The 25,773-nt window shown below is 40.2% G+C and carries 22 protein-coding genes and 1 pseudogene; 7 read left to right on the top strand and 16 right to left on the bottom strand.

The genetic code is table 11. The features are described from left to right. Window positions 1–56: 56 nt before the first annotated feature. Complete coding sequence (locus tag ACERJO_RS07440; RefSeq protein WP_247101966.1) at window positions 57–488, top strand: cell wall hydrolase; 432 nt, start codon at window positions 57–59, stop codon at window positions 486–488. Window positions 489–530: 42 nt separating this feature from the next. Beyond that, a complete protein-coding gene (gene gerQ, locus ACERJO_RS07435) occupies window positions 531–1,016 on the top strand; it encodes a spore coat protein GerQ (RefSeq protein ID WP_247101963.1) in 486 nt (161 codons plus the stop codon). A gap of 114 nt (window positions 1,017–1,130) precedes the next feature. On the opposite strand, the gene ACERJO_RS07430 is transcribed toward gerQ, so the two are convergent. The 6 genes from ACERJO_RS07430 to ACERJO_RS07405 form a co-directional block, all read right to left on the bottom strand. Next, window positions 1,131–1,502: a DUF423 domain-containing protein gene (locus ACERJO_RS07430; RefSeq protein ID WP_247101959.1), complete on the bottom strand. Its 372-nt coding sequence runs from the start codon at window positions 1,500–1,502 to the stop codon at window positions 1,131–1,133. Between the two features lie 177 nt (window positions 1,503–1,679). Continuing rightward, window positions 1,680–2,000 carry a YxeA family protein gene (locus ACERJO_RS07425; protein ID WP_247101956.1) on the bottom strand — a complete coding sequence of 107 codons (321 nt, stop codon included), beginning with the start codon at window positions 1,998–2,000 and terminating at the stop codon, window positions 1,680–1,682. Between the two features lie 21 nt (window positions 2,001–2,021). Continuing rightward, the gene (locus tag ACERJO_RS07420; RefSeq protein ID WP_373647092.1) at window positions 2,022–3,932 is read right to left on the bottom strand and encodes an FtsX-like permease family protein; all 1,911 of its coding nucleotides are present in this window, start codon (window positions 3,930–3,932) and stop codon (window positions 2,022–2,024) included. After that, the gene (locus ACERJO_RS07415) at window positions 3,929–4,708 is read right to left on the bottom strand and encodes an ABC transporter ATP-binding protein (protein ID WP_373647091.1); all 780 of its coding nucleotides are present in this window, start codon (window positions 4,706–4,708) and stop codon (window positions 3,929–3,931) included. The genes ACERJO_RS07420 and ACERJO_RS07415 overlap by 4 nt, the downstream gene beginning before the upstream one ends. Before the next feature lie 234 nt (window positions 4,709–4,942). Next, the gene (locus ACERJO_RS07410) at window positions 4,943–5,980 is read right to left on the bottom strand and encodes a sensor histidine kinase (protein ID WP_373647090.1); all 1,038 of its coding nucleotides are present in this window, start codon (window positions 5,978–5,980) and stop codon (window positions 4,943–4,945) included. Window positions 5,981–5,988: 8 nt separating this feature from the next. Then, window positions 5,989–6,666, bottom strand: coding sequence for a response regulator transcription factor (locus tag ACERJO_RS07405; RefSeq protein WP_373647089.1), 678 nt, complete (start codon window positions 6,664–6,666; stop codon window positions 5,989–5,991). A 162-nt stretch (window positions 6,667–6,828) separates the two neighbouring features. Between ACERJO_RS07405 and ACERJO_RS07400 the strand changes: the two genes are divergently transcribed. Continuing rightward, window positions 6,829–7,449: a GNAT family N-acetyltransferase gene (locus ACERJO_RS07400; RefSeq protein WP_373647088.1), complete on the top strand. Its 621-nt coding sequence runs from the start codon at window positions 6,829–6,831 to the stop codon at window positions 7,447–7,449. On the opposite strand, the gene ACERJO_RS07395 is transcribed toward ACERJO_RS07400, so the two are convergent. The 5 genes and pseudogenes from ACERJO_RS07395 to ACERJO_RS07375 form a co-directional block, all read right to left on the bottom strand. Beyond that, a complete protein-coding gene (locus tag ACERJO_RS07395) occupies window positions 7,446–7,733 on the bottom strand; it encodes a DUF5327 family protein (RefSeq protein ID WP_247101946.1) in 288 nt (95 codons plus the stop codon). The two genes, ACERJO_RS07400 and ACERJO_RS07395, sit on opposite strands and share 4 nt — an antisense overlap. A gap of 73 nt (window positions 7,734–7,806) precedes the next feature. Then, a pseudogene (locus ACERJO_RS07390) lies at window positions 7,807–8,046 on the bottom strand (MerR family transcriptional regulator); the annotation flags it as partial. A 31-nt stretch (window positions 8,047–8,077) separates the two neighbouring features. Then, on the bottom strand, window positions 8,078–8,815 hold the full coding sequence (locus ACERJO_RS07385; protein ID WP_373647087.1) for an exonuclease domain-containing protein: 738 nt from the start codon (window positions 8,813–8,815) through the stop codon (window positions 8,078–8,080). Beyond that, window positions 8,812–9,816 carry a DUF294 nucleotidyltransferase-like domain-containing protein gene (locus tag ACERJO_RS07380; protein WP_373647086.1) on the bottom strand — a complete coding sequence of 335 codons (1,005 nt, stop codon included), beginning with the start codon at window positions 9,814–9,816 and terminating at the stop codon, window positions 8,812–8,814. Before ACERJO_RS07380 ends, ACERJO_RS07385 begins: the two co-directional genes overlap by 4 nt. Before the next feature lies 1 nt (window position 9,817). Then, a complete protein-coding gene (locus ACERJO_RS07375) occupies window positions 9,818–11,086 on the bottom strand; it encodes an ammonium transporter (RefSeq protein ID WP_247101938.1) in 1,269 nt (422 codons plus the stop codon). Window positions 11,087–11,490: 404 nt separating this feature from the next. Between ACERJO_RS07375 and ACERJO_RS07370 the strand changes: the two genes are divergently transcribed. Both ACERJO_RS07370 and ACERJO_RS07365 read left to right on the top strand, forming a co-directional pair. After that, on the top strand, window positions 11,491–12,183 hold the full coding sequence (locus ACERJO_RS07370) for a response regulator transcription factor (RefSeq protein ID WP_247101935.1): 693 nt from the start codon (window positions 11,491–11,493) through the stop codon (window positions 12,181–12,183). After that, window positions 12,161–14,371, top strand: coding sequence for a sensor histidine kinase (locus ACERJO_RS07365; RefSeq protein ID WP_373647085.1), 2,211 nt, complete (start codon window positions 12,161–12,163; stop codon window positions 14,369–14,371). The genes ACERJO_RS07370 and ACERJO_RS07365 overlap by 23 nt, the downstream gene beginning before the upstream one ends. 384 nt (window positions 14,372–14,755) lie before the next feature. On the opposite strand, the gene ACERJO_RS07360 is transcribed toward ACERJO_RS07365, so the two are convergent. Beyond that, on the bottom strand, window positions 14,756–15,436 hold the full coding sequence (locus tag ACERJO_RS07360; protein ID WP_373647084.1) for a uracil-DNA glycosylase: 681 nt from the start codon (window positions 15,434–15,436) through the stop codon (window positions 14,756–14,758). Next, window positions 15,429–16,109 carry a beta-phosphoglucomutase gene (gene pgmB, locus ACERJO_RS07355; RefSeq protein WP_373647083.1) on the bottom strand — a complete coding sequence of 227 codons (681 nt, stop codon included), beginning with the start codon at window positions 16,107–16,109 and terminating at the stop codon, window positions 15,429–15,431. The genes ACERJO_RS07360 and pgmB overlap by 8 nt, the downstream gene beginning before the upstream one ends. Before the next feature lie 164 nt (window positions 16,110–16,273). Here pgmB and rarD point away from each other — a divergent pair, with 164 nt between their 5' ends. Beyond that, a complete protein-coding gene (rarD, locus tag ACERJO_RS07350; RefSeq protein ID WP_373647082.1) occupies window positions 16,274–17,227 on the top strand; it encodes an EamA family transporter RarD in 954 nt (317 codons plus the stop codon). A gap of 74 nt (window positions 17,228–17,301) precedes the next feature. Here rarD and glnA read toward each other — a convergent pair whose 3' ends face one another. Both glnA and cshA read right to left on the bottom strand, forming a co-directional pair. Further along, entirely contained in the window at window positions 17,302–18,660 is a 1,359-nt protein-coding gene (gene glnA, locus ACERJO_RS07345) for a type I glutamate--ammonia ligase (protein ID WP_373647081.1), read from the bottom strand. A 574-nt stretch (window positions 18,661–19,234) separates the two neighbouring features. Further along, window positions 19,235–20,713 carry a degradosome RNA helicase CshA gene (gene cshA / locus ACERJO_RS07340; protein ID WP_247101893.1) on the bottom strand — a complete coding sequence of 493 codons (1,479 nt, stop codon included), beginning with the start codon at window positions 20,711–20,713 and terminating at the stop codon, window positions 19,235–19,237. 239 nt (window positions 20,714–20,952) lie between these two features. On the opposite strand from cshA, the gene ACERJO_RS07335 reads away from it, so the two are divergent. Continuing rightward, window positions 20,953–22,485: an FAD-dependent oxidoreductase gene (locus ACERJO_RS07335; RefSeq protein ID WP_247101890.1), complete on the top strand. Its 1,533-nt coding sequence runs from the start codon at window positions 20,953–20,955 to the stop codon at window positions 22,483–22,485. A 249-nt stretch (window positions 22,486–22,734) separates the two neighbouring features. On the opposite strand, the gene ACERJO_RS07330 is transcribed toward ACERJO_RS07335, so the two are convergent. Continuing rightward, a complete protein-coding gene (locus ACERJO_RS07330; protein ID WP_373647080.1) occupies window positions 22,735–25,650 on the bottom strand; it encodes a LamG-like jellyroll fold domain-containing protein in 2,916 nt (971 codons plus the stop codon). Between the last annotated feature and the right edge of the window lie 123 nt (window positions 25,651–25,773).

Raw genomic sequence — 25,773 nt, 5'->3', positions numbered from 1 at the left:
CACAGCCTGCGTCAGATCCAACGTAGATTGACAACTTTTGAATGAGGGGTGAGTAGATGGCAGTCATCAAAACAAATTCAAATGATATTGATACACTTGCTCGTTTAATGAGAGCGGAAGCAGAAGGCGACGGAGAGATGGGGATGCTTACTGCAGGAAACGTTATGGTCAATCGCGTCCGAACACGTTGTCTTGATTTTGGTGATATTAACTCGGTTCAAACAATGACCTTTCAATCACCAGGGGGGTTTGAAGCTGTTCAAAAGAGTTACTTTTACCAAAGTGCACGGGAGCGAGATAAACGGTTAGCTCAGCGAGTTGTCAACGGCGAGCGCTTTCGACCTGCTGAAAATTCATTATGGTTTTTTAGACCTGATGGCACTTGTCCTGAACAGTGGTGGGGACAGTGGAATTCAGGTCGCTACAAAGCTCACTGCTTTTATTCACCACTCGCTTCTGAATGTCCAGATGTGTATCGTACTTATTAAAACAATTCACGACAATGATTACTTAACAAAGGAGAGGTATACATGAGCCAACAATGGTATCAACAGCAAGGACAGCAGCAGCCTATGCAAGCTCAGACTCAGCAAGGGCAACAAGGGGGAGTGCCTTATTTCTCATCTCAACAATATCAAACACCTGGATTCGCTCAAGCGCAGCAATTCCAACCATTAGGAGGAGCGGTTCCAGGGTATCCGCAGCCACAGCCCGGTACTGGCATGCTTCCACTTGAACAATCCTACATCGAGAACATTCTTCGCCTCAACCGCGGGAAGGTAGCTAGCTTTTACATGACCTATGAGAATAATGAAGAATGGAACGCTAGAATTTTTAGAGGAATTGTGGAAGAAGCAGGTCGGGATCATATTATTGTTAGTGAAGTCGATGGAAGTAATTATTATATCCTGTTAATGGTTAATCTTGATTACGTGGAGTTTGATGAGCCAATTGAATATGATTATCCTTTTGCCAATGGACCGGTCTTAGCACAGTACTCTCCACGCCCAGAATAAGGAAGGCCACTGAAAAAGTTAAAACTTTTTCAGTGGCCTCCTGAATAAGAGCCTTTATGTGAAGAGTGATATGAAAAGACTTAATATTTTCATATCACTCTTCACGCATATCTATTACATGTATCGAAGCACCGCAATCCCCAATAAGACCCAGCCTACGATAAATGCCAATCCACCAATAGGTGTAATCGCACCTAGCTTTGTTATCCCCGTTAGAGCCATGACATATAAACTGCCTGAAAACAGGACAATTCCCACAACAAAGCTCCATCCTGCTCCTGTTAGTACACCACTCGTCATTTTCAACGCTAATAGCCCCACTACAAGCAATCCAATACCATGAATCATATGGTACTGCACACCTGTTTGGTAATTCTTCATCATTCTCTCTGAGAGCTTCCCTTCTAACCCATGGGCACCGAACGCTCCAATGACAACGGATAACGCCATGATTATACTACCTAAGAACAAAAATAATTTCGCCATATTTCTATACACTCCTTCTTCTTTGTTCCAAGATCAAAGTGTCAAAAGATACCTTCTGACAATGTATTTGTTATAGTTTCCATTTTATCAGATTTTTTTGTTTACTAAAAAAAAAAGTATGGCACATTTCCAATTTAATTTGGTATGTGCCACACAAATCATCTAGCCTCTTCCATCCTAATTCGTGATCATTTCACTCTCGTCAACTAACTCCCAGCTTTGCGTGTACGCTCCTTTAGCCAATACTTTTAGATAAGTACCTTCTTCTAGAATGCTACTGGTTGTAAAAGTGACACGTATGCTCTGACCTTCCTCATTCGTACCTGTTAAACGATATTTATACCTGCCATTATCCTCTTTTGGCTCTTCATTTATTTCAACATACACATACTCTTTTGACATAAATGGGTTAAAACGATCTAGATCCTCACGCATAAATGCATACATTCCTAATAGCACAATACTTGCTAGGATAAGAACGATGAAAAATCTCTTCATTATGGTTCCCCCAATCTAACTTTAAATTACTTTCTTCACAATTTGTCGATAATAGCTAACCGTGAATAAGGCGAACAGCAAATAAACCATTGCATACAGGACTATTCCTACCAAAGTAGGTACTAAAATACTTGAGATTACTAAGATTGACGCTACTCTAATCGCAAAGACTGCATGGGAAATTCCAATTAAAAGAGGAATAATAAACACAAACAACTGTTTCAAGACAATACCTTTCAATATGTCATTCACATTAAATCCAAGTTGTCGCAAAGTTTTATAATATCTTCTTTCCTGTTCAGCTTCAGTCATTTGTTTAAAGTACAAAATGCTGCCCGTAGATATTAAAAAGACAAACCCTAGAAAAGCGGTAATAAAAATGAGGACTCCGAAAAATTGAAATGCTTCAATATAAACCGAATGGTAATCGGGCATATAAACACCTTCTTCAACATACGGCATATATAGGAGAGAAGCTTCCTCTAGCTGATCCTTATCTTCAAATTGAAATGTATCAATTTGAAGAATTTCAATGTTATCCCTCCCCTGCACCTCTTGCTTAAAATCATCAAACGTAGCTTGAGACACAACAAGTTGCATACCTAACAAATTGAAATTCATGATATTCTTTATTTCAAGATCAGTGACTGACAAGGTCTTATTCTCAAACTCCACCTGTATCGGATAGCTATACTCATTTTCTTCAATGATCGCTCTAGAATCATAATGAAAGGCTTCACCATAGGCTGGAATGTCAATCTCTAGACCGGCTTCCTGCAAGGGTTCTGCCGGAAATACCATTATTGTTCGTTGTACCGCTTCCAACTGACTATTATGCGGAGTGAATTCACCAACAAACCTCATACCTTCCACTTGGTGATTATAAAAGTCAATTCCTTCCTTATCAAGGTCGGTGAGGAAGGATTCTGCTTCACTTTGCATATTTTCAAAAGCTATATCAAATGGCATCGATAAGCGGGTATCCTTTTCTGCCGAATAATACAAAGAGTATGACAATGAAACCATTGTAATGGTCATTGCTGACAACACTGTTATAATCGTTAGTGAATTGGCATCCCCTTTAATTCTGTGCATGAAAGGAGCAATAGATAAACTGTTGAATAACCCAAGATTCCCTTTCTTACTTCTTCTATAGAGGTAGAGAGCCCAACCTATAGTCATTCGAAATATTAAATACGTCCCAAGTATTGTTGTAGCTAGAACCATGAGCATATAAGCAAACAAAGCATCCAAGTTATCAATTATCTTTGTCGATAGGTCATATCCAAAAGCTACAAGTGCCAATCCTACAAAAGCTAATAAACCTGAAATAATAGGATGGATCGTCTTAGATTCATCTTTTTGGTTTTCTGCATATAATAATTCTTTTAGTGTACTTTTAGAAACCTTGATCACTATTTGAATGACAGTGATTGCAATTAAAACAGTAAAGATTAGCAGTGTTTGCCCAACTGCAAGGATTGAGAAAGAAAGCTCGAAAACTTTATCTATCTCTAAAATACGCATAAGTATAATGAGGAAAAACCGAGATAAGAGGATACCTACAACGACACCTACTATTAACCCACCTACTCCTAATAGAATATTCTCAACGATCAGAAGCCGCCCTATCCAAAATTTCGAGAGTCCACTGAGCTGATAAATACCTAATTCTTTACTACGGCGTCTTAAAAAAATACCATTTGCATAAATGGTGAATACACCTGTAATGACCATTAATAAAATACCAGCAACATGAAATGCACTAGAGAACTGAACACTACCACTCATCAATGTTACAATAGACGAATCATGCTGTAGATTCGCAAAGATATAGTAGAGGCTAACACTGAAGATCATCGAGAAAAAATAAAGATAATACATCTTTAGGTTTTTTCTAATACTACGAATAACTAATCTATTCGTTGTCATTCTGGACTTCCTCCTCCAAGCACAGCTTGCACATCCATAATTTCTTTAAAAAACCCTACTCTTGTCTTATTTCCTCGATATAGCTCAGAAAATACTTTGCCGTCCTTTAAGAAAACAACTCGACTACAATAACTTGATGCGACTGGGTCATGTGTCACCATAACAATGGAAACACCACGCTTTTCATTAATCTCATTCAAATTCTCTAGCATCGCTGCGGCCGTTTTGGAATCCAATGCACCAGTAGGTTCGTCAGCAAAGACGATCGAAGGTTTATGAATTAATGCACGTGCTACAGATGCGCGTTGCTTCTGCCCTCCCGAAATCTCCGCGGGATACTTATTCGCTACATTTGTTATTCCTAATATATTCGCGATGTCATTAAATTCTCTTTGTGCCTCACTCGCACTTATATGACTTAACGAAATAGGTAATAGGATATTTTCCTTTACTGTCAACGTATCGAGTAAGTTATAATCTTGAAAGATAAATCCAAGGTGTTTGCGTCGAATATTCGCAATCTGTTTATCCTTCAGCTTAGAAATATCGTCATCATTGATTAAAATAACGCCATCTGTCGCGCGATCGATGGTCGCTAACACATTTAGTAACGTTGTCTTTCCAGATCCAGACGGACCCATAATCCCAACAAATTCCCCTTTTGTAACACGAAGATTTACTCCTTTCAGCACTTGCTGAGTGCTCCCTTTAGACCCGTACGACTTATACACATCCTGTGCACTTAGAACCGTCTTTGGCATCATTGATTGATTCATGTAATCCCCCTTTTCATCTTTATGTTGACTATTATAGACTTCTTACGTTTCATAAATCGCACGTTTTAGGTGACATTCCACTAGAGTAAAGTGATATTTTTGTCACATTCAAACACAGTTTCTGAGAATCCGCTATTCTACTTAGATTAAACAACCGTATACAAAAAAACAGTAGAAGGCGTAGTCTGACCTCATTTTATGAGATTCAGACTACTACTCCTACTGTTTTTTTACTTATAGTCTATTTCGTCTAATCGATTCCATTTCATTCTCTTTTAAGAAAAGGATATCCACTGCCGTTCCTTTACCGTATATTGAAGACACCTTAAGTGTTATGTTCAACTTGTTCGCTACGGTTTGAGCTAGGTATAAACCTAGACCGGTTGCAGCATTTTGTAGTCTGCCATTTTCTCCGGTAAATCCCTTGTCAAAAATCCGCGGAAGATCATGTACCTGTATACCACGGCCTTCATCTTTAATCGTGACGAAAACCCTTCCATTATCGCTTTCGCCTATTGTAATAGCGATGTCCCCTCCGTTTTGACTATATTTTATCGCATTGGTTAACAGCTGCCTTATAATGAAACGACACCACTTCCTATCAGTCAAAACTCGCTGCTCTTCCTCTGCTTTTACTTCCACACCAATGTTCTTTTCCATACACCAAGAAGCTAAATCACGCACTTCTTCCTTTAAAAGTGACTCAATCAAGACAAATTCCACTGCATAATCTGATTCCAACGTAGGAAGCCTAGAAATATACAATTGTCTATCAATAAGTAAATGCATCCGTAACCAATTCGTTTCAATCTTCTGAGCTAATTCATTGCTTCTATGTCCATCAATGGTCATTTTCATCACTGTAAGAGGAGCTTTAACTTCATGAATCCAAGAAGCTAAATAATCATTTTCTAATAAATAGCTTTGTCTCAAATCAGTAAATTTCCTTCTGTAAAAACGATCTACTTCACATAAAAGCTCGTATACCATTTGATCTGGAAACCTATAAATAGGCTCAGGTAAGGACTCAATCCAATCTGTATCGATTTCATCCATTAGTTTCCTTAGTTTTCTAAAATAATCAGTCTCCCTTTTGAATCGCCAAATGAAAAAAAGGCAAAAGGAAACAACAGCGATAAGATTTAGATATACGATAGAGGATATACTTATCGTGAACCCTTGATCGAATGTGATAAGTAGATTAGTCACCCCTCCTAGAATAACAAAGAAAAGAATCCAGCTTTTTTTATAAACAAGATATCGAAAAAGCATATTTCCTCCTATAACGTGATAGCCATATAACCTAGCCCTTTTTTTGTAACAATGGCTTCGGAAATGCCTAGAACAGATAATTTTTGCCTTAAGCGGGCCATGTTGGCTGTGAGAGTATTATCATTGATAAATTGATCATCCTCCCATAGCATTCTCATTAATTCATGTCTAGAAATAATTTGATGGTTAGCTTTCACAAGTGTCGTAAGGATAAAAAATTCATTTTTCGTTAAATCTACTTCCTCTCCATCTTTCCTCATTACACCTCGCTTTAAGTCAATTATACCTTCATTCCATTCAACCACATCATTGACTCCTTCTTCATAAGCATATGCTCTACGAAGAATAGCTTGAAGCTTGGCTAATAAAACGTCCATGTTAAATGGCTTTTGGATATAATCATCTGCTCCCATGTTCATAGCCATAACCATATCCATCGGATGATCTCTTGAGGAAAGAAAAATAATCGGTACTTTTGAAACCGCACGAATTTCCCTGCACCAATGAAAACCATCGTATTTAGGAAGTTGTATATCTAATATGACCAATTGAGGGTTTTCCTTTATAAATGTATTCATGACCTGTTCAAAATCAACAGGACTAGACACATGCAAAGACCACTGACTTAATACTTCTTTTAATTCTTCCAAAAGATACTGATCATCTTCAACAATTAGAATATTCATCACTATGAACCCCCTTTTAAACAACATATTACACTTTAATGAATAGACAGCATAAACACTCTTCTACAAAAAACAGAGAGCTACATCCCGTTCCCCCAATAGACTCAGATGGCTTTCTCCCGTTATAATTATAGTAACTACTATCAGATAAGGAGCGAGCAAATGTCTATCATTAAGACTCGTATGTATACATTAGATGATTTCGAGGCTTTACTTACAATTCAGAAGGAGGCCTTTCCTCCACCATTCCCTGAAGAACTATGGTGGTCAAAGGACCAAATCACCGCACATATGAACACTTTTGCAGAAGGAGCTATTATAGCTGAGCTCGATGGTGTCATTGTTGGATCCGCTACATCAACATTAATTCATTACACAGGAAAACCTCACACCTGGGAAGAAGTCGCCGATCAAGGATACATGACAAATAGCTTTGACCCTAACGGTGATAGCCTCTATGGTATTGATTTATGCGTACGCCCTAGTTATCGCAGTAAAGGGATAGCTACAGCATTGTACGAAGCAAGAAAAGCGCTTGTGCGTCAAAATGGGTATAAACGATTTTTAGCTGGATGCCGTATTCCAAATTACCACCAGTATGCAGACGAACTCGACGTACAAACCTATATCCAAGCCGTTCAAGCAGGGGAAGTCAAGGATTTAGTGCTTACCTTTATGATAAAACAAGGTCTGACTCCACTTAAAGCTCTACCAAACTACATTGATGACGAGGAATCACGGCATTACGCTGTACTGGTTGAATGGAAAAATGACCAGATCTAAAAATCAAGTAAATTGGATTTAGGAGGCGTAGGAGAAGAAGATTCCATTGATGAATCATGAGACGCAACATGCGTTTGTGCGATAGACGGCTGCGATTGGATAGGAGACAAAGGTTGCATAGGACGCGCAGAATCAGTACTCGTCCCCTTTAACAGCCGACAATAAGATTCAATGACTATCGCTTTCTCCTTTACAATATCTGCTTGTCCATGTTCCGTTGCCCGTTTCAAAAGTGCTAATTCCTGCTCTAATTGCTCTACAATCTTCTTAGCTGATACATTCATAGAAAGGCCCTCTCTTTCAATCAATTCTCCTCATAGAATAACACACAAAAAAGGATCAGGCATGTTCCTGACCCCTTGATGCAAAGATCGCCTTAATACCGGCAATATTCACCCCTTGTTTAATTAAAGCTTTTACTTCCAGGAGCGTCTCGATGTCCTCTAACGAAAACATCCGTTGGTTCCCATCATTACGGACTGGCTTAACCAACCCTTGCTCCTCGTAGTACCGAATTTGTCGGGCAGTTAAGTTGGTCATATCCATCACAACTCGGATGGGTAAACATGCTTGCTTGCGTGGAATTTCTGACTTCACTCCTGCCCTCTCCTTCCTGTCGTTCATCCAATCATGTTGATCGTTGTTGGCGAGCCAAATACGTATAAACCTCCTGCAACGTTTCATACCCTAACTCTTTAGCAAGACGTATATTCTTTTGCCATAGCTTCGCGGTGACAAGTGCATCTTCCATTGCATGGTGGCGTACGTGAATGGGAATTTGGTAGTGACGACAACATTCATCTAATGTCACCAGCTTTAACGAAGGATGGACGACCTTCGTTAAAAAAGATGTATCCAAAATTCGATGGACAAAGGTCGTACGTAACAATTGCCATGTAGCGTGCGACATAAATCGCTTTTCATGACTAGCGTGATGAGCAACCAGTGTGGACTTACCTATATATTCATAAAATATAGGCAACACATCCGACAACGGCTTTGAATCGATCAGCTCCTCTTTCGTTAGCCCTGTTAATTGAAGAACTTCTTCCGAAGGATTTTCACTATACACCGTTGAGTAGAATGTTTCCTTCTCAAGGATTTCATCACCCTTCATTTTAACAGCACCAATTGATAAGATACTGTCTCCTTTATCAGGCGAAAAGCCACTCGTCTCAAAGTCAAAGATGACAAATGGCAGTTCAGAAAGAGGGCGCTCTAACACATCGTCTTTTTTCAACTCTCGCTGTATTTGTCGTAATTGTGAATGCCTCGCAGCAGCGGATTGCTGCTGCAAGGACGTATACACGCTTGGACTTAGCTTGCCAGATAGTTGCTTCACTAGTTGAACCATGTTGTTCATCATGTCCATTCACCCTCTTTAAATGCCCTTTCGATTTCTCGATACAACCGGTGACCTTCTCTAACCCATTCCTTCAATTGCTTTTGATCCTCTGCACTTATATCCTTCAATGATAAATGATGCACTCGATCGTATTCCTGCACATTTTTTGTCCATTCGATTCTTTTTTCTAACAACCTTTCATACGATTTTTGCTTATGCTTAATAGCTTGATGAACTTCCGGCAGCTGCTCAAACCGTTCAAGAGTAGACGGTTCATAAATCTGATGCTTTAATGCAAGCAATCGCATTCCATTCACATAAGGGAAAAGGACAATTTGCTTTAAGTCAAACAACCCTTGATGCTTCCCTTTCGTTTCAACTAACAATTGATTGAATAATCCAGTTCCTTTGCGAAGTCGACCTGTATTTTCCGTAAATCGCTTTAATAAATATGGATGCTCCTCTATACAGGAAAAGAGGTACCCTTTCAACTCATATAACAGCTTTTCTTCGCCGGTCAATACACGAGAATCAAAGAATGTTAGCGTATACCTGAGTGACTCCCATCTATTCTCCTTCAACCAACCAGTCAATTGCTTCTTCCATTCATCAAGCGACATACACCATTTCCTATTCGAGGCCATCACGTTGCCATCACACGGCTCATACCCTACTTGACTAAGTGCATCGACGATGTTTTGACCTAGTAGTACAAAATAATCTCGATGCCTCTCACTCTCTCCTTCATAAATGATGCCATGATCCTGATCACTCCAAAAGGCTTGCTCTAGCCTTGCTCCACTGCCCATAAGAAAGAACGTAAAGTGAGTGGGACTCTCTCCCCACTCACCTTCTGTCCTTTTAAGCGCGAGACTGACCGCTTTCTTCATAATCAAATCATGACTTCGTTGTAAAGAAGCTGAGGTATGTGTGTAATCATGGATAACCTTCATTCGTTCATCTAGAAGCTCTTTTAAATGCTGATTCCAATCACGTTGTAAACCCTCAGACATCTCACTCATATTACGCGCCTGTGTTCGTACCTTGACCAGGCATATTTTCTGGGTAACCATAGCTACCATGCTCACTTAAGTCAAGACCGACAATTTCTTCCTCTTCAGATACTCGTAATCCACCAGTAAGAGCTCCAGTAATCTTAAGCAAAATGTAAGAAGCAATGAATGCGAAGAGACCACAAGCTACAACACTGACAATTTGAACACCTAATTGTGTGAAGCCACCACCATAGAATAAACCAGCGCGACCACCAACCAGATCAGCTAACTCTTGAGTAGCAAAGAAACCTGTTGAAATTGTACCCCAAATACCTGCAACACCGTGGACAGATAAGGCAAAGATCGGATCGTCGATTTTCGCTTTATCAAAGAATCTCATACTTGCATAAACGATTAGACCTGCAATTAAACCAATAACAACTGCCGCCCAAGGAGCAACGAACGCACAAGATGCTGTAATCGCAACTAAACCTGCTAACGCCCCATTTAACATTGTAGGTACATCTGCCTTACCGGAAACAGCCCATATAATGAACATCGCTGCAACCGCACCTGCACCTGCTGCTAATTGTGTGTTAAGAGCAACATAACCAAAGAACGCACCATCAACCTCTAACGTACTACCAGCATTAAATCCAAACCAACCTACCCAAAGAATCATAACACCTAATGCTGTATACACTTGGTTGTGACCAGCTAAATCATTCGAAGAGCCATCTTTGTTAAACTTACCAAGACGAGGCTTTAATAGAATCGTAGCTGCTAAGGCTGCCATCGCACCTGTTAAGTGAACAACTGTCGAACCAGCGAAATCTTGCTTACCAAGCTCTGCTAACCAACCATCACCCCAAATCCAGTGTGAAACGATCGGATACACTAACGCTGAGAATAAGACTGCAAAGATAATATATACAGATAATTTCGCACGCTCAGCAAAGCCACCAAACGCAATCGTTAAAGCGATCGCCGCAAACATCATTTGGAAGAAGAAATCAACTGAACCGACTAATCCTTCCTCTGCTGTTGCGAAGTCACCGTAGAAGAAATCAGATAATCCTATGAATAAGTTCCCTTCACCGTAGGCAAATCCCCAACCGACTGCCCAATATACCAAGGATGCTATACCAACTGTGAAAATTGTCTTTCCAGCAATGTGACCCGCATTTTTCATTCGAGTCGAACCTGCTTCAAGTAAAATAAATCCCCCTTGCATAAACAAAACTAATACTGCACAAATCATGACCCATAAATTATCCATAAGTGCTATTTCTGGCATGATATTCTCTCCTCTCAAAATTAAAAACGAGTCAGCGTTAAAGAAGCTAACATCATTTGTTAACTCTTATTATACGTACCTCACATATCGCTTCTACAATGTTGTCAGTTTATCTGACACAGTAATTCGATTTGAGAAGATTTCCCACTCTCCTTTCTTTCATTTCTATCATCATTGGCTTAGAGTAAGGAGTTAGATGTGTAGAAAACAATGCTATAATACAGTGTCCTCATTTGCGGTAACTCAGAGTATTGTTCTTCGTCACTTGAAGCGTTTCCGTATGTAGCAAATGAAATTAAGGAAATCTTAAGATTTAACAGCAGTAAATATTAAGTTTTGTCGTTTAACATAAAGGTAATCCAGTAGCAAATATGATCGAAAGGATAGTTGAGAGGAGGAAAACGATGAATTCATTTACCATTTTAGTCGTTGATGACGACAAGGAAATTCGAGAGGCTATTGAAATCTATTTGAAAAACGAAGGAAATGAGGTCCTACAGGCTCAGGACGGAATTGAAGCGTTAGAAAAATTAAATGAGCACACGATACACTTGATCGTCTTAGACGTCATGATGCCACGGCTTGATGGGATCGCCACAACATTTAAAATTAGAGAACAGAAGAATATTCCCATAATTATCTTAAGTGCAAAGGGTGAGGATACGGATAAAATCTTAGGCTTGCAAGTAGGAGCTGATGATTATGTAACAAAGCCCTTTAACCCACTCGAATTAATCGCTCGAGTGAAATCACAATTAAGGAGATATGTCACCCTTGGTACATACGAAGGAACAAATAAAGTCATTGATTTATCTGGATTAACACTTGACCCAGAGGCTAAAGAAGTGAAAGCGCATGGAGAAATTGTCAAGCTAACACCGATTGAATTTAAAATTGTCGAATTATTAATGAGAAATGCAGGACGTGTATTTTCAATTAACGATATTTACGAACGAGTGTGGAATGAACCAAGCTATAATGCCGAGAATACAGTCGCCGTTCATATTCGAAAGATACGAGAAAAAATTGAAATCGATCCGAAAAATCCGAGATACTTAAAGGTGGTATGGGGAATTGGATACAAAATGGAAAAATAGATTACTCGTCGTTAGCTGGTTTCTTTTACTAACTTTTGGTCTTAATGGTGTCGTCACTCTAGTTTCGCATGGACCTTATTATATGAAAAACTATTTTAATACGGCCGAATTTGATCATCATTTCGAAGATTTCATTACGAAACTCAGTATTTATGAATTAAATCAATTACCAAAAGAGCAAGTGAAAGCCCTCATTACAGTAACCAACGATGAAATAGAAGAGTATCGTTATCGCTATGGAGATCTTTCTACGCAACTCGCTAGTATACATGATCAATACGAGAGCCGAATTACAGAGGCACTTGACAACGACAACCAAACCGTAGCAGATGCATTGATAGAGGAAAGAGAAAGAAAAATAGAGGATATCTCTAGCAATTTCTCAAATGATGATTACGTTAGGGAAAAGGTTATTAAAGAAAAGGAACAAATCATTGATGACTATTATCGACAATTAGAAAATAATCGCTCTGAATTTGACAACCTATCATCTAGCTTTCACTATTATTTAACCGATATTCAGTCAGGGGAAGTGTTTACGAATATTGAGCTAGTTCCAGATGAGATGAATAGCTTCTTTAACGCGAATGATATGCATTATATCGAACATTATCCTTCATCTAATAATCGTTATTTATCTACGACACATTATGGTATAGCAGATGTATATTACGATATCGATATGAGTGTTATAGAGCTACCAAATCGAGAATTCGAAGGGAAAATTGCCGTCCCTCAATCACTACAAAGCAATAGCATCATACAGTCCCACTTTGAAAGCTACCAAAATTGGAGAATTTATTATTTAACACTGGGAGCACTAGGATTTTCAGCTTTATTTGCTGCTTATTTTATGTATCGAAGACGGAATCCTATTCATTCCATCGACCTATCTCGCCTAAAAAGCTATCATGATCGCTTGCCAATCGATATTCAATTATTATTATTTGGATTTTTTGCGATCGTAGCCGCTAGTAGTATTACTCAAACCATTTTTTCACCTTATGACTTAATGAATCAATTCTATTCGTTTCTGTCGAGAGGGATAAAATATTTATTGCTAAACACTTTTTTTGTAGCAGGTACACTAGTTCAAGCTGTCTTACTAAAAGATTTTATGAAAGATCCATTTAAAAGAAAAGAAAAATGGGAAAAAGCATTACTATATAGAGGCTGGTTAACGTTACAGGATGCTTTTGCCAACAGACATCTGGCAACGAAAGTGATTCTATTACTCGCTATTACATTCGGGTTTGGATTAGCGTTCTCACTTGTATTTATGGAGTCCTTCCTTATCATTCCATATGGGATCGGTTTTGTCATCATTGGACTCCCAGTGCTATTTCTTCTATTTAAACAAATTGGTTTCTTCAATCGAATTGTGAAGCATACTGAGGCGCTAGCAAATGGACGGCTTGAATCCAACCTTCCTGAAAAGGGAAAATCGATGCTTGCTAAGCATGCGCGGCACATTAATACTCTTAAGTCTGGTGTGAAAACTTCTCAACGAGAGCAAGCAAAAAGTGAACGTTTAAAAACAGAGCTTATCTCTAATGTCAGTCATGATTTGCGTACACCCTTAACTTCCATTATCACGTACGTTGAATTACTAAAATCAGCTGATCTTAATAAGGATGATCGTGAGGCATACACTGAAATTATTGATCGCAAATCGAAACGATTAAAGGTGTTAATCGACGATTTATTTGAAGCATCCAAAATGGCCAGTGGAAATATCGAATTAGAAAAGAAACAGGTAGACCTTGTTCAACTACTTCAACAGGCTCTTGCGGAATATAATGAGGCTATGAATGAATCTAGCCTACAGTTCCGTATTTCTACACCTGATACACCGATTTATGCAAATGTGGACGGCCAGAAAATATGGAGAATGTTCGATAATGTAATCGGGAATATTTTTAACTATTCACTCGAGCATACTAGAGTATATATTTCAATTGAACAAAAGAAGGAAACGGCTGTGATCATTTTTAAAAATGTCACAAAATACGAACTAGGCGGAAGTGTCGATGAATTGTTCGAACGCTTTAAACGAGGGGATACGTCCCGCCATACAGAAGGGTCTGGTCTTGGGCTAGCTATCGCTAAGTCTATTGTTGATTTGCACGGAGGTCAATTAGATATTGAGGTTGATGGAGATCTCTTTAAAGTTATTGTTGTCCTATAAGAAAAACGCGTTAGCGTCTTTTCTAATATGCGGAGCCGTTTCACGGGTTCAAGTGTTTATGAGCTGCCGAGCGCGCCCAACGAATCCTGCGAATATCTTCACAAAGAACAAAGGGAATCCTCATTCCGCTAAATCGGAGAAATCCCGCTTCCTGAGAAGAAAAAGGAATCCTCATTCCGCTATTTGAGCTAAATGAGGCCAAAATAAGCAATAGAAGCCGAAATAGAGGAATGAGGAACCACATACAGCACTTAACCTTTGCACCCGTCTCCACCCATCCCTCTGCCGTTTATCGGGAGCGACTAAAATGGAGAATTACTTATAGATTCTAATTCTATAAAAAACGGCTCAACAATCTTTCCTTAATCAGACACCCTTTTCCATCTAGTCACTTGGAATTTCCCAGTTAATCTCCTCTTCTCCACGTGCCAATAAAAATTGATTGACCTTTGAGAAAGGCTTACTTCCAAAGAAGCCTCTTCTAGCAGACAATGGACTAGGATGAGGAGCTATTAACACATCGTGATGTGGGGCAATAATCGCTTGCTTCGTCGCAGCTGATTTCCCCCATAGTACATAAATGACAGGCACTTCCCTATTATTAAAGGATTGAATCATCGCATCGGTAAACCTTTCCCATCCTTTCCCTTGATGAGATTGAGGCTCTCCCTCTCTAACGGTTAAGACGGTATTCAATAGTAGGACACCCTGCTGCGCCCAATGAGTCAGATCTCCTTTATTAGGCGCTGAACATCCAACATCCGCTTCTAATTCTTTGAAAATATTTCGCAGTGACGGAGGTAGCTTAACACCCTTTCGTACAGAAAAGCTCAAGCCATGTGCTTGACCTGGTTGATGATAGGGGTCCTGTCCTAAAATGACTACCTTCGTTTCATGATAAGCGGTTTGCTTCAACGCTTGAAATAAATCATTAGAGTTCGGATAGACGGTATGGTTTTCGTATTCTTGCTCTAGAAACATTTGCAATTCTTTCATATAAGGCTTTCTTAGCTCTTCAGCCAACACGTCACGCCAATCATTATGAACATCCATCCATTTATTCATATAACGTCCATCCCTTTTGATTTAAATGCTTTTCTAACGCCGAAACCGTCATGGCCTCCGTTGAACGAAAATGAGCATCTGCTTCCTTTAAATAATCATAATCACCGACTCCAACCGCATACATATCTGTTTGGAGGATCGCCTTTAACCCTGGTGCTCCGTCTTCAATTGCGACACATTCACCTGACTTCACCCCTGCTAAATCAGCCGCCTTCAAAAAAATTTCAGGATCAGGCTTCCCGCGCTTTAACGTTGTCACATCAACAATGTCCTTGAAATAGCCTTTTAGCTTCAGCTGCGTTAATACAAAAGGGGCATTCCGACTTGCTGAAGCAACAACCAGTGGAAGACCAAGCTCACTTAACTGCTCGATAAAGGGACGAATTCCAGGCTGGGCGTCACTCTCTGTTATCCCTCCCAATAAATTTCTGTAGTGTTTATTTTTTTGATCACATAGCTCTTCAAACTCTTCCTGCGTGACGTTCTTTCCTGATGCAGCGACGATTTCCTTCACCGTATCCGTACGACTTAAGCCTTGCATACTCATATTCCATTCGTGGCTATACTCTATCCCTAGCTGATCCGCTACACGTTTATTCACGATATAGTGAAGCGGAATCGTATTTGAAATCACTCCATCCATATCAAATATAACAGCCTTTATTTTCTTCATGTTCTACTCCTTTTTTCCAAGTCGTTATTATCGTTATTTTCTTATTATTTGTGTACAATAGTTTCAGCAATAGCGCCTCAATTAGAACGAGCACACCCTTTTACTATTGCGAAAAATAAAAAACCCACACTTTGACGGGGCGTTCACGAGAGGACGAATACATCATGACTCAATCTGATTACAAAACAGGGATACTCGCAGCAATCTTCGCCTATATTTTATGGGGGGTTCTCCCACTTTACTGGAAGCTACTTGAACCCGTTTCAGCAGCAGAAGTACTAGCACACCGAATCATTTGGTCCCTTCTCTTCATGCTCCTTATCTTAACATGGAAACGACAATTACGAGTAGGTTTAGCCGAATTAAAGCGTATATTCTCAAACTGGAAACCAGCAATCGGGATGATACTCGCTTCATGCTTCATTTCATTGAACTGGTTTGTGTTTATCTGGGCTGTTAGCCATGACCGTGTCATCGAAGCAAGTCTCGGTTATTATATTAATCCTTTATTAAATGTTATTCTTTCCTTTCTATTTCTGAAGGAGCGTTTTACACGTTATCAAATGTACGCCGTCGGGTTTGCTTTTATTGGCGTTACAATTATGACAAGCTATTATGGTGTCGTTCCATGGGTGGCCTTCGTGCTTGCTTTATCGTTTGGAATTTACGGTCTAATGAAGAAGCTCGTTCAAGTTGGAGCAATGGTCGGACTGACTATCGAGACGCTCTTAATGACGCCCTTTGCCCTAATATTCATCATCTGGCTTTATCGTCAACCGACATATAGCCAAGCTTTCACAATAGAAGATTTAACAATGAGTGGACTGTTAATCGGGGCAGGAGCCGTTACGGCCATACCGTTATTACTTTTCGCAATTAGCGCAAGGAGAATTTCATTATCTCTCATTGGTTTCTTACAATATATTGGACCAACGATAATGCTCTTACTCGGTATCTTTGTTTACAACGAACCGTTTAGCCTTGTTCAATTTATTTCTTTTATCTTCATATGGATTGGTTTGTTGATTTTCACAACATCAAAAACAGCTCTGTTTACACGTCTATTTCATAAACCAAAAATAAACTCACACAAGAAAAAAGCACAACACCTTTCTTAAATAGCCCTGTGCAATGACGTCTAACCGGAAAGCAAAAAAGAGAGTGACACAATGGCCACTCTCTTTCATTATCATTAAAACTTAGCTTGATAAGTTGCTACTTCCCAATCTGTTACGGCAAGACGATAGTCATCACACTCAGCACGCTTAAGTGCAACATACTCGCCAAACGCATGCTCACCTAATGTCTTAGGTCCGATTTCTCCGTTAGCAAAGCGCTCCACTGCAGCCTCTAAGCTTGTAGGAAGGTTCTCAATGCCACGAGCGTCGACTTCCTCTTGACTCATGCTGAAAATATCAGCATCTGTTGAAGAGGATACGTCTAACTTGCGCTCCACTCCATCTAACCCAGCAGAAGCGACAACTGCAAATGCGAAATACGGGTTCGCAGCTGGATCTGGACAACGGATCTCAACACGAGTTCCTGCTCCACGAGTAGCCGGGATACGAATTAACGCTGAACGGTTTGATGCAGACCAAGCAATATAGCAAGGTGCTTCATAACCAGGCACTAGACGCTTGTAAGAGTTAACTAGTGGATTTGTAACTGCAACAAAATCTTTAACATGCGTCATTAAACCAGCGATAAATTGGTAAGCTGTTTCAGATAATCCTAGCTTATCAGACTCATCATAAAAGGCATTCTCTTGCTTCTCGATATTAAATAGAGAAACGTTTGTGTGCATTCCACTTCCGTTTTCACCAGAAAGTGGCTTAGGCATGAACGTTGCATGGTAACCGAATTGTTGCGCAACTGTCTTAACAACCCATTTGTAAGTTGTTGCTGCATCAGCAGAACCTAGTGCATCCGAATACTTGAAGTTAATTTCATGCTGACCAATTGCAACTTCGTGGTGAGATGCTTCAATCGTGAAGCCCATCATTTTCAAAGCTTTATAGATTTCAAGACGAACCTTTTCACCGTAATCCTTCGGTGATGTTTCAAAGTAACCACCAACGTCTTGTGTACGCATAGTTGGTTGACCATACTCATCTGTTTCGAATAAGAAGAACTCAAGCTCAGGACCTACGCTAATGGAATAACCGTGATCTTTAGCACGCTCTACTGTTTTTTTTAGTACGTTACGCGGGTCCCCTTCAAAGTCAGAACCATCAGGCTTCTTTACACTACATAAGAAACGAGCTTCAGAATAACCATCTTGCTCTGTCCAAGGTAGTACTGCAAATGATGTTAAATCTGGATCTAAATATAAGTCTGATTGGTTAATAGGTGTGAAACCAGTTATAGAAGAACCATCAAACATTGTTTTCCCTTCAACTACTTGGTCAATCTGTTCAGAAGTAACCGTAACATTCTTTAACGTTCCTTCGATATCCACGAATTGTACGTGTAAAAGCTCAACATGCTTCTCTTTAATTGTCTCCTTAATAGACTCAATTAAACTCTCTCTTGTCGGTGTAGATACTGCCATCCTCTAACACTTCCTTTTCATGTAATGTTTTGTGACATCGTTTTGTTACGTCTACTTTATGATTTTCTCGACTTCCGCGCAACGGGTATGTCAGATAATCTGACAAACAAATATTATTCAACTGTCTATACAATGAAAATATTCTGAATTCATTAAATGAGGGTTTTTTTGAAAACAGCAAGGATGTAAGAGCTTACAAAGGAAGGAAATTAATTGTGAACGAAATGTGAACGGAGAGGGAGGCTTTTTATAAGAAAACAGCGCAATATCAACACTTACATGTTAAATGATGGCTAAATCTGACATCATTTCTCAGCATAAAATAAAGCATCGTTTCGTTTCTGTTAAAAAAAAGAGCTATTCGACCCGCCTTTAAACGGATCGGATAGCTAACTCACAATAGAATGAACTACTGTGTGGTCTGCTGGTTATTGCAGCATTCCAATAAAAGGGTAAGGGGATAACACTTGCACTTATAATGTAGCAAGATCCCTCATTGCTGACAAGCCAATCAACCATTTCTTTATAATCATTAAACAATTCCTTAACAATTGTCATGTATGTTCATACATTGTTATGCATTTTTAGAATAGGTACGCTTTTTATTTGGTCGGCTTCCACTTTGTCTTCTATTCCCGCGATCATCCTTGCGTGAATTAGAACGACGACGATCATCTCGACGACCACGATACGGTTTACCACCGCCACCACCACCGTCACGACGCTTCTTCACTCGTAATGGCGCTTCAGCTGTTAAATTCACCGGAGTGGCATCCGGCTCTTTCGTTAATAGCTTTAGTGCAGCAGCTAGAGCGGTTGTTGCGTCGGTTTCTTGCAATAAGCTTTTTGCGACTGCACGATACGCATCACTGTCAACATCATTAATCGCTTTTCGTATTTCTGCTATCGCGATTTCCTGCTGACCCGCAACGGCTTCATCATGTGTCGGCTTATGAAGCTTTGTCATCTTCTTCTTCGACATCTTCTCTATCACTTTTACATGATCCATCTCACGTGGAGTAGCAAATGTAATAGCTACACCCGATTTCCCTGCACGTCCCGTTCTTCCGATACGATGAACATAGCTTTCAGGATCTTGTGGTAAATCAAAGTTATACACATGTGTGACACCGCTAATATCTAAGCCACGAGCAGCAACATCTGTAGCAACTAGTACATCAATGTATCCAAGCTTAAACTTGCGCAAAACACTATCACGCTTAGCTTGATTTAAATCACCATGAATGCCTTCTGCACGATAACCACGTTTCCCTAACGCTTCCGCTAATTCGTCGACACGTCTTTTCGTCCGACCAAACACAATTGCTAGTTCAGGATTATTGATATCAAGCATACGAGTAAACACATCGAACTTCTCTTTTTCATGAACTTCAACATAGCCTTGTTCAATGTTTTCCATCGTCACTTCTTTTGCCTTCACTGCAATGGTCTCAGGATTGCTCATAAATTGCTGTGCAAGCTTCTCAATTCGCTTTGGCATCGTAGCAGAGAAAAGCAACGTCTGTCTCTCTGTCGGGACTTCCTTCAAAATCGTTTCAATATCTTCAATGAAGCCCATATTTAACATTTCATCTGCTTCATCAAGAATAACCGTATCCACCTGCTGTAAACGGACCGTCTTTCTTCTCATATGGTCCATTAAACGACCTGGTGTTGCCACGACAATATGCGGCTTTCGCTTCAAATCGCGAATTTGCTTACGCATGTCCTGGCCACCATACACGACAACCGTACGAACGCCTTTATGCTTACCAAATGAAACGAGGGACTCTGCGACCTGATTCGCAAGCTCTCGTGTAGGGGCAAGGATAAGTGCTTGAACATGCTCTTCACCAACATCAATACGATGGATTAAAGGAATACCGAAGGCTCCTGTTTTACCTGTTCCTGTTTGGGCTTGCCCAATAATGTCTTTTCCCTCAAGTGCTTTAGGGATGGTTGCTGTTTGAATAGGAGTCGCTTCACTAAAACCCATATCTGTTAATGCACGAACGACTCTATGGTCTAACTCAAAATCATAAAAAGTTGCCAAATAAATAATCTCCTTTAAATTTGTATTAATAATAGCTATACACTACTATTTAGAAAACATCTCTAATCATACCACTTCCTAGAACAAGATACAATTTATTTTTTCTTCTTATTTATATTACCTCCCTCCCTTTACCCTTACATCATTATTTATTGTTCGACTAACACGTTTTTATACATGGAAATGTTGTAAGAGGGAACAGTAAAGATAGGAAAAAGAATTAGTTGGAGGTCACTATAATGAAGATATCTCATTCACTTGAACAACTTTCACCAGATCCTTATTGGCACGCATCAACTTCTATACCTTCCTTTCCATCCTTAAACGAAGACCTCGATGTCGACGTAGCCATTGTAGGCGGAGGAATGACAGGTTTGACGAGTGCTTACCTTTTAGCGAAAGAAGGAAAGAAAGTCGCTCTACTTGAAGCAAGTGAACTAGCTAATGGAACAACAGGTCATACAACAGCAAAGATTACCGCTCAGCACGGCCTTATCTATGATGAGTTACGCTCACATTTTGACGTTGATACCGCTCGTTTGTATTATGAAGCTGAAAGCGAAGCTCTACATTTTATCGAAGAGCTCATTACTAATGAAGCGATTAGCTGCCATTTCACAAAGGAAGATGCCATACTCTACACGACGATGAATCGTGGCGTCAGTAAGCTCGAAAGGGAATTTGAAGCCTATAAACAAATGGGCGTAAACAGCGAATGGCTCGATACATTACCATTAAACAACATACCCGTTAAAGCGGCACTTAAGATGGAACAGCAAGCGCAGTTTCATCCAATTGAATATATTAATCAACTCGTTGAAAAGTGCCAATCATTAGGTGTCCATATGTATGAACAGACCGTCGTGAACGATGTTAAAAAAGGAAAGAAGCAAACCGTTCACACGACTACAGATCATTTAGTCTCTGCTGACAATGTCATTATTGCTTCTCATTTCCCGTGTATCGATGGAAATGGATTATACTTTTCACGAATGTATGCTGATCGTTCATATGTCATCGCAGGATATGTTCCTGATGACGAATGTCCAAATGGAATGTATTACAGCATTGATTCTCCAACTCGTTCAATACGCTACACGATGGTCGACAACCGAAAGCTAGCGATCATTAGTGGAGAATCACACAAAACCGGGCAAGAAGTTGATACGGCTTTCCATTATGAAGCATTAGAGCAATTTGCGAATGAATTGTTTTCAGAGTTTGAGCTTTCGTACAAATGGTCAGCGCAAGATTTAACAACACTTGATAAGATTCCTTACATAGGGCGAATCTCTCGTGGATATCCGAACGTCTTTGTTGCAACAGGCTATCGAAAGTGGGGCATGACAAACGGTACTGCCGCCGCCCTGCTATTAACAGATTTGGTTATGAAGCGCGAAAATCGTTATGAAGCTCTATTCCGACCATCACGCTTCGCGTCACACCCTAGCTTGCGGCAATTTATAACACAAAATGCCGATGTAGCCAAACAGCTTTTAAAAGGCAAGCTCGATCAAGAGAATCGACAGCCTGAGGATGTGCATGTAGGAGAAGGAGCTGTCGTTTCTGTAGAGGGAAAACGAGCTGGTGCTTACCGAGATGAGCAAGGACAGCTCCATGTCATCGATACAACGTGCACACATATGGGCTGTGAGCTTCATTGGAATGACGGCGAGCATAGCTGGGACTGCCCATGTCACGGCTCAAGATTTTCCTACACTGGCGATGTGCTAGAAGGACCTGCAAAAAAGCCTTTAAAGAAATTGGAGTAAGTAAAGCTGAGTATTTACCTACTTTAATCGCGCACTCAAGTCAAAGAAAACGTCAAGAAACACAGAGTTGATAAGTCTCTGTGTTTCTTGTTTACCCTTCTACGGAAACGAATTCATTCTGTGCAGTTTAATAATTTTTATTCAGCTCTATGCCACTAGCAACCTCTATGCCATGATCATTCAATTCTCCAAAATAACAGATTTAAAAAAGGCGTTCCCTCTGTTCAACAGAGAGAACACCTCAACCTATTACTCATTCACTGATGCTTTTCGTCTGATCATAAATACAAGCATCCCCATGATTAGAAGCAACGCCCCGATTAGAAGCGCATTGAAAGCATTTGTAGCTGTTTCTGGTAATCGTTCACCATCACTACCATCTTTCCCTAACTGCTCTTCTTTTTCATCATCATTCGTTACCTTCTCATCGTTATCATCATCAGAAACACCGTCACCATTTCCAATCTTGTCCCCATTAGGATCCTTTCCATTATCCTCAGGTTTCGGTTCCTCCCCTTCTGGATCGCCACCATCTCCTTCAGGTTCTGTCCCCTCGCCATTAGGATCTTCTTCTATTGGTTCTTCGGGCTCTTCATCGCTTGGACGCAAGCTTCCTGGATTTTCAAAAAGCTCTTCAACCACTTCCGCCGTTAATGCAGAACCGTCGAAAATGATCAATTCATCCATTAATCCTTGGTAAGGAATATCCCAATAGTTCACACCGAGAGCAAATTCCGCATCTGTCGTAGTAAAGACATTCGGGAAGTCATCTCCAGTAAAGACCGGCTCTCCATTCAAGTATATCGTAATCGTACCATCCTCAACGGTGAACGTAACATGCGTCCATTCTCCAGTTTCAATCGTCGTTCCTGATGGAGCGTCATAGAAGGTGGAGCCGCCAGACCAAATCATCGTTTCACCACCAACTGGACCACGCGGAACAAGGCTCACCCAATTATTCTCTGTACGTGCTCCAAAGAAGGTTGTCGTAAAATCAGTTAACTCCTCAGGATTTAGCCAAAAGGAAACAGAATAAGCACTACTCGAAATTAACCCATTTGGCAATCGAATACCCGATTCTCCATCAAAGTAAGCGGCGTCTCCTACAACCCCTTCCTCATACGTAATCTGACCACCCTCATTATTCAATCGATTTCCCGTTACCGTACCGTCTTCAAAGTTGCCAGTCAAGTCACTTAATTGACCATCGAAATCATAGTAGGCCGCTAATCGTCCTTCTGTTTCAGCCAAAACCGTCACCGTCGAGCTCCATTCGGCTACCTCATCATTTAATGAAATCGTCGCAGTTAATTCAACTGACTCATCACCTATTTCTGGTCGATTCACATGACCCTCAGTTGAAATAACCTCTTCATTTGATGAAGCCCATTCGATTTGTGCACCACGAACCGCTTCAGTCGGCAACGTTAAATGACTGATTACCGTTTCCGGAATGAGTACGTTGAGTTCCTCTTTAATAGAAGATAGTACATCCTCATCAGAGCCACTCTCTGCTTTACTACCCCAAACAGTCACTCCGTCTGAAGATAACGCACTAAACGTCATAACCCAGCTTTCTGAAACTTCATCCCATTGTTCAAGGAAGACACCGTCGAAGCTAGAAGCTTCTCCTTCGATCGTTAACGAGACACGGTAGTCGTCATAAAGCTCCCATGTTCCTTCAACAGCACCCGTAATCGTACCATTCTCTTCAAGATTCACCCAAGTCGATTCAACTAACTCAGCAGAAATATCCTTTCCATGATTAATATATTTGTACGCTCCTGACACCTCATCAGATGTCACCGCATCAACCGATTCACCTGCATAGCGATGTGGCGTAATTACTGGCCATTGCTCACTATTTTTAACCATTTGATGAACGCGAATTTGATGCATTTCACCTGATTCAGGGAAGCGCGCATGAAACACATTGAACTCTTTCCCCGTCTCATCATCAATATAATAAGAGTTATGCCCAGGGGACATGTAGCCAACACCAATCCCTGTTCCTGGCTCACCTAAATCTCGTTTAAATATAAAGTTACCTGTTAGTTTATTTCCGTGACCTGCATGCTCAAATGATTCCCCTCTGTTAGCTGGTAATCCATCATCTAATTCATCTGGTAATACCGCCTCCACTCCAGCAGCGTCTACATACGGACCTTCGGGACTTTCTGCTCTGAACTGGCGCATATGATATCCACCATCCGCTCCGAGCCAGCCATATGTTACATATAGAAAGTAGTAACCTGTCTCTTCATCATACACAGCATAAGGCCCTTCTCCTGAACGGCCATACCCGCCAGAAATTTTCGTTCCAAAGTAACGATCAATCATCCGGCCATCTTCCGTCACACCATCTTCGCCGGGGTAAATTGGCTGCCCCGTCTGCTTGTCCACCTCTAAAATGAAGATACCTCCAGCCCAAGAGCCATATGTCATCCAAAGCTTACCGTCTTCATCAAAAAAGAGATTCGCATCAATGGCGTTTGTATACAAGTTATAATTATAACGTCCATCCTCGGTAAACCAGTCCTCATTTTTCTCATCGAATACACCTTGCTCAATCAATTCAGGTATATTCGTATTAGTCCATTCTTTATTTACTGAGCTATTATTATCATAAGCTTCATGATCAAAGAACCCTGAATACATGATCGTATCAACATACTCATAAGGTCCTTCAATATCCTTCGCTACTGCATAGCCAATCGCTGAGCGAATATAAGTAGAAGACGCACTATAATACATCATATAAGCGCCTGTTGAACCGTCTTCATGAACATAATGCTCATTCCAGATTACCTCTGGCGCCCATACCGCAAAGCCACCGGCACTATCCGCATCATCTTCTCCAGCCCATTCAAATGAACCGGCTAAGTTCTCTGACAAATCGCCAAATAACGTATTATTCGGTGTTGTATACCCATTTGTGAAGTTTTCCCACCTCATTAAATCAGGTGATTTAGCAGCATCAATATGAGTTCCAAACGCATAATACGTATCGCCTACCTTAATAATCGACGGGTCATGTGCAGATGCCTCATTAAATTGCGGGATCTCCCGCTCCCCACTTGAATCATTCGCAAATGAATAACTAGGTATGATTAATAAAAACATTAACAACAAAAGAACACTTTTTTTGACTATTTTTCGTTTCAATTTTTTAAACCCCTCTCCATAATATATTGATTCATCGGAGCTTCATCATGTTGTTTCTTACTTATTTGCTTTTAACTACAAAAGCAAACGCTTACAATTCCTCAGTTAATTCGCACCTCCATT

Origin of the sequence: Halalkalibacter sp. AB-rgal2 (genome assembly GCF_041821005.1) — a bacterium.
Taxonomy (GTDB): domain Bacteria; phylum Bacillota; class Bacilli; order Bacillales; family Bacillaceae_D; genus Halalkalibacter.
The sequence above is the reverse complement of the archived record's forward strand: the minus strand, read 5'-3'. Positions and strand labels throughout refer to the sequence as shown.

Excerpts from the sequence above, each read along its gene's own strand:
- ACERJO_RS07375 (WP_247101938.1), bottom strand. The coding sequence starts at position 11,086 with ATGCCAGAAATAGCACTTATGGATAATTTATGGGTCATGATTTGTGCA.
- ACERJO_RS07400 (WP_373647088.1), top strand. The coding sequence starts at position 6,829 with ATGTCTATCATTAAGACTCGTATGTATACATTAGATGATTTCGAGGCT.
- ACERJO_RS07415 (WP_373647091.1), bottom strand. The coding sequence starts at position 4,708 with ATGAATCAATCAATGATGCCAAAGACGGTTCTAAGTGCACAGGATGTG.
- ACERJO_RS07405 (WP_373647089.1), bottom strand. The coding sequence starts at position 6,666 with ATGAATATTCTAATTGTTGAAGATGATCAGTATCTTTTGGAAGAATTA.
- ACERJO_RS07410 (WP_373647090.1), bottom strand. The coding sequence starts at position 5,980 with ATGCTTTTTCGATATCTTGTTTATAAAAAAAGCTGGATTCTTTTCTTT.
- ACERJO_RS07440 (WP_247101966.1), top strand. The coding sequence starts at position 57 with ATGGCAGTCATCAAAACAAATTCAAATGATATTGATACACTTGCTCGT.
- ACERJO_RS07425 (WP_247101956.1), bottom strand. The coding sequence starts at position 2,000 with ATGAAGAGATTTTTCATCGTTCTTATCCTAGCAAGTATTGTGCTATTA.
- ACERJO_RS07380 (WP_373647086.1), bottom strand. The coding sequence starts at position 9,816 with ATGAGTGAGATGTCTGAGGGTTTACAACGTGATTGGAATCAGCATTTA.
- ACERJO_RS07360 (WP_373647084.1), bottom strand. The coding sequence starts at position 15,436 with ATGAATAAATGGATGGATGTTCATAATGATTGGCGTGACGTGTTGGCT.
- ACERJO_RS07385 (WP_373647087.1), bottom strand. The coding sequence starts at position 8,815 with ATGATGAACAACATGGTTCAACTAGTGAAGCAACTATCTGGCAAGCTA.
- ACERJO_RS07370 (WP_247101935.1), top strand. The coding sequence starts at position 11,491 with ATGAATTCATTTACCATTTTAGTCGTTGATGACGACAAGGAAATTCGA.
- pgmB (WP_373647083.1), bottom strand. The coding sequence starts at position 16,109 with ATGAAGAAAATAAAGGCTGTTATATTTGATATGGATGGAGTGATTTCA.
- ACERJO_RS07430 (WP_247101959.1), bottom strand. The coding sequence starts at position 1,502 with ATGGCGAAATTATTTTTGTTCTTAGGTAGTATAATCATGGCGTTATCC.
- ACERJO_RS07395 (WP_247101946.1), bottom strand. The coding sequence starts at position 7,733 with ATGAATGTATCAGCTAAGAAGATTGTAGAGCAATTAGAGCAGGAATTA.
- glnA (WP_373647081.1), bottom strand. The coding sequence starts at position 18,660 with ATGGCAGTATCTACACCGACAAGAGAGAGTTTAATTGAGTCTATTAAG.
- ACERJO_RS07335 (WP_247101890.1), top strand. The coding sequence starts at position 20,953 with ATGAAGATATCTCATTCACTTGAACAACTTTCACCAGATCCTTATTGG.
- rarD (WP_373647082.1), top strand. The coding sequence starts at position 16,274 with ATGACTCAATCTGATTACAAAACAGGGATACTCGCAGCAATCTTCGCC.
- ACERJO_RS07420 (WP_373647092.1), bottom strand. The coding sequence starts at position 3,932 with ATGACAACGAATAGATTAGTTATTCGTAGTATTAGAAAAAACCTAAAG.
- gerQ (WP_247101963.1), top strand. The coding sequence starts at position 531 with ATGAGCCAACAATGGTATCAACAGCAAGGACAGCAGCAGCCTATGCAA.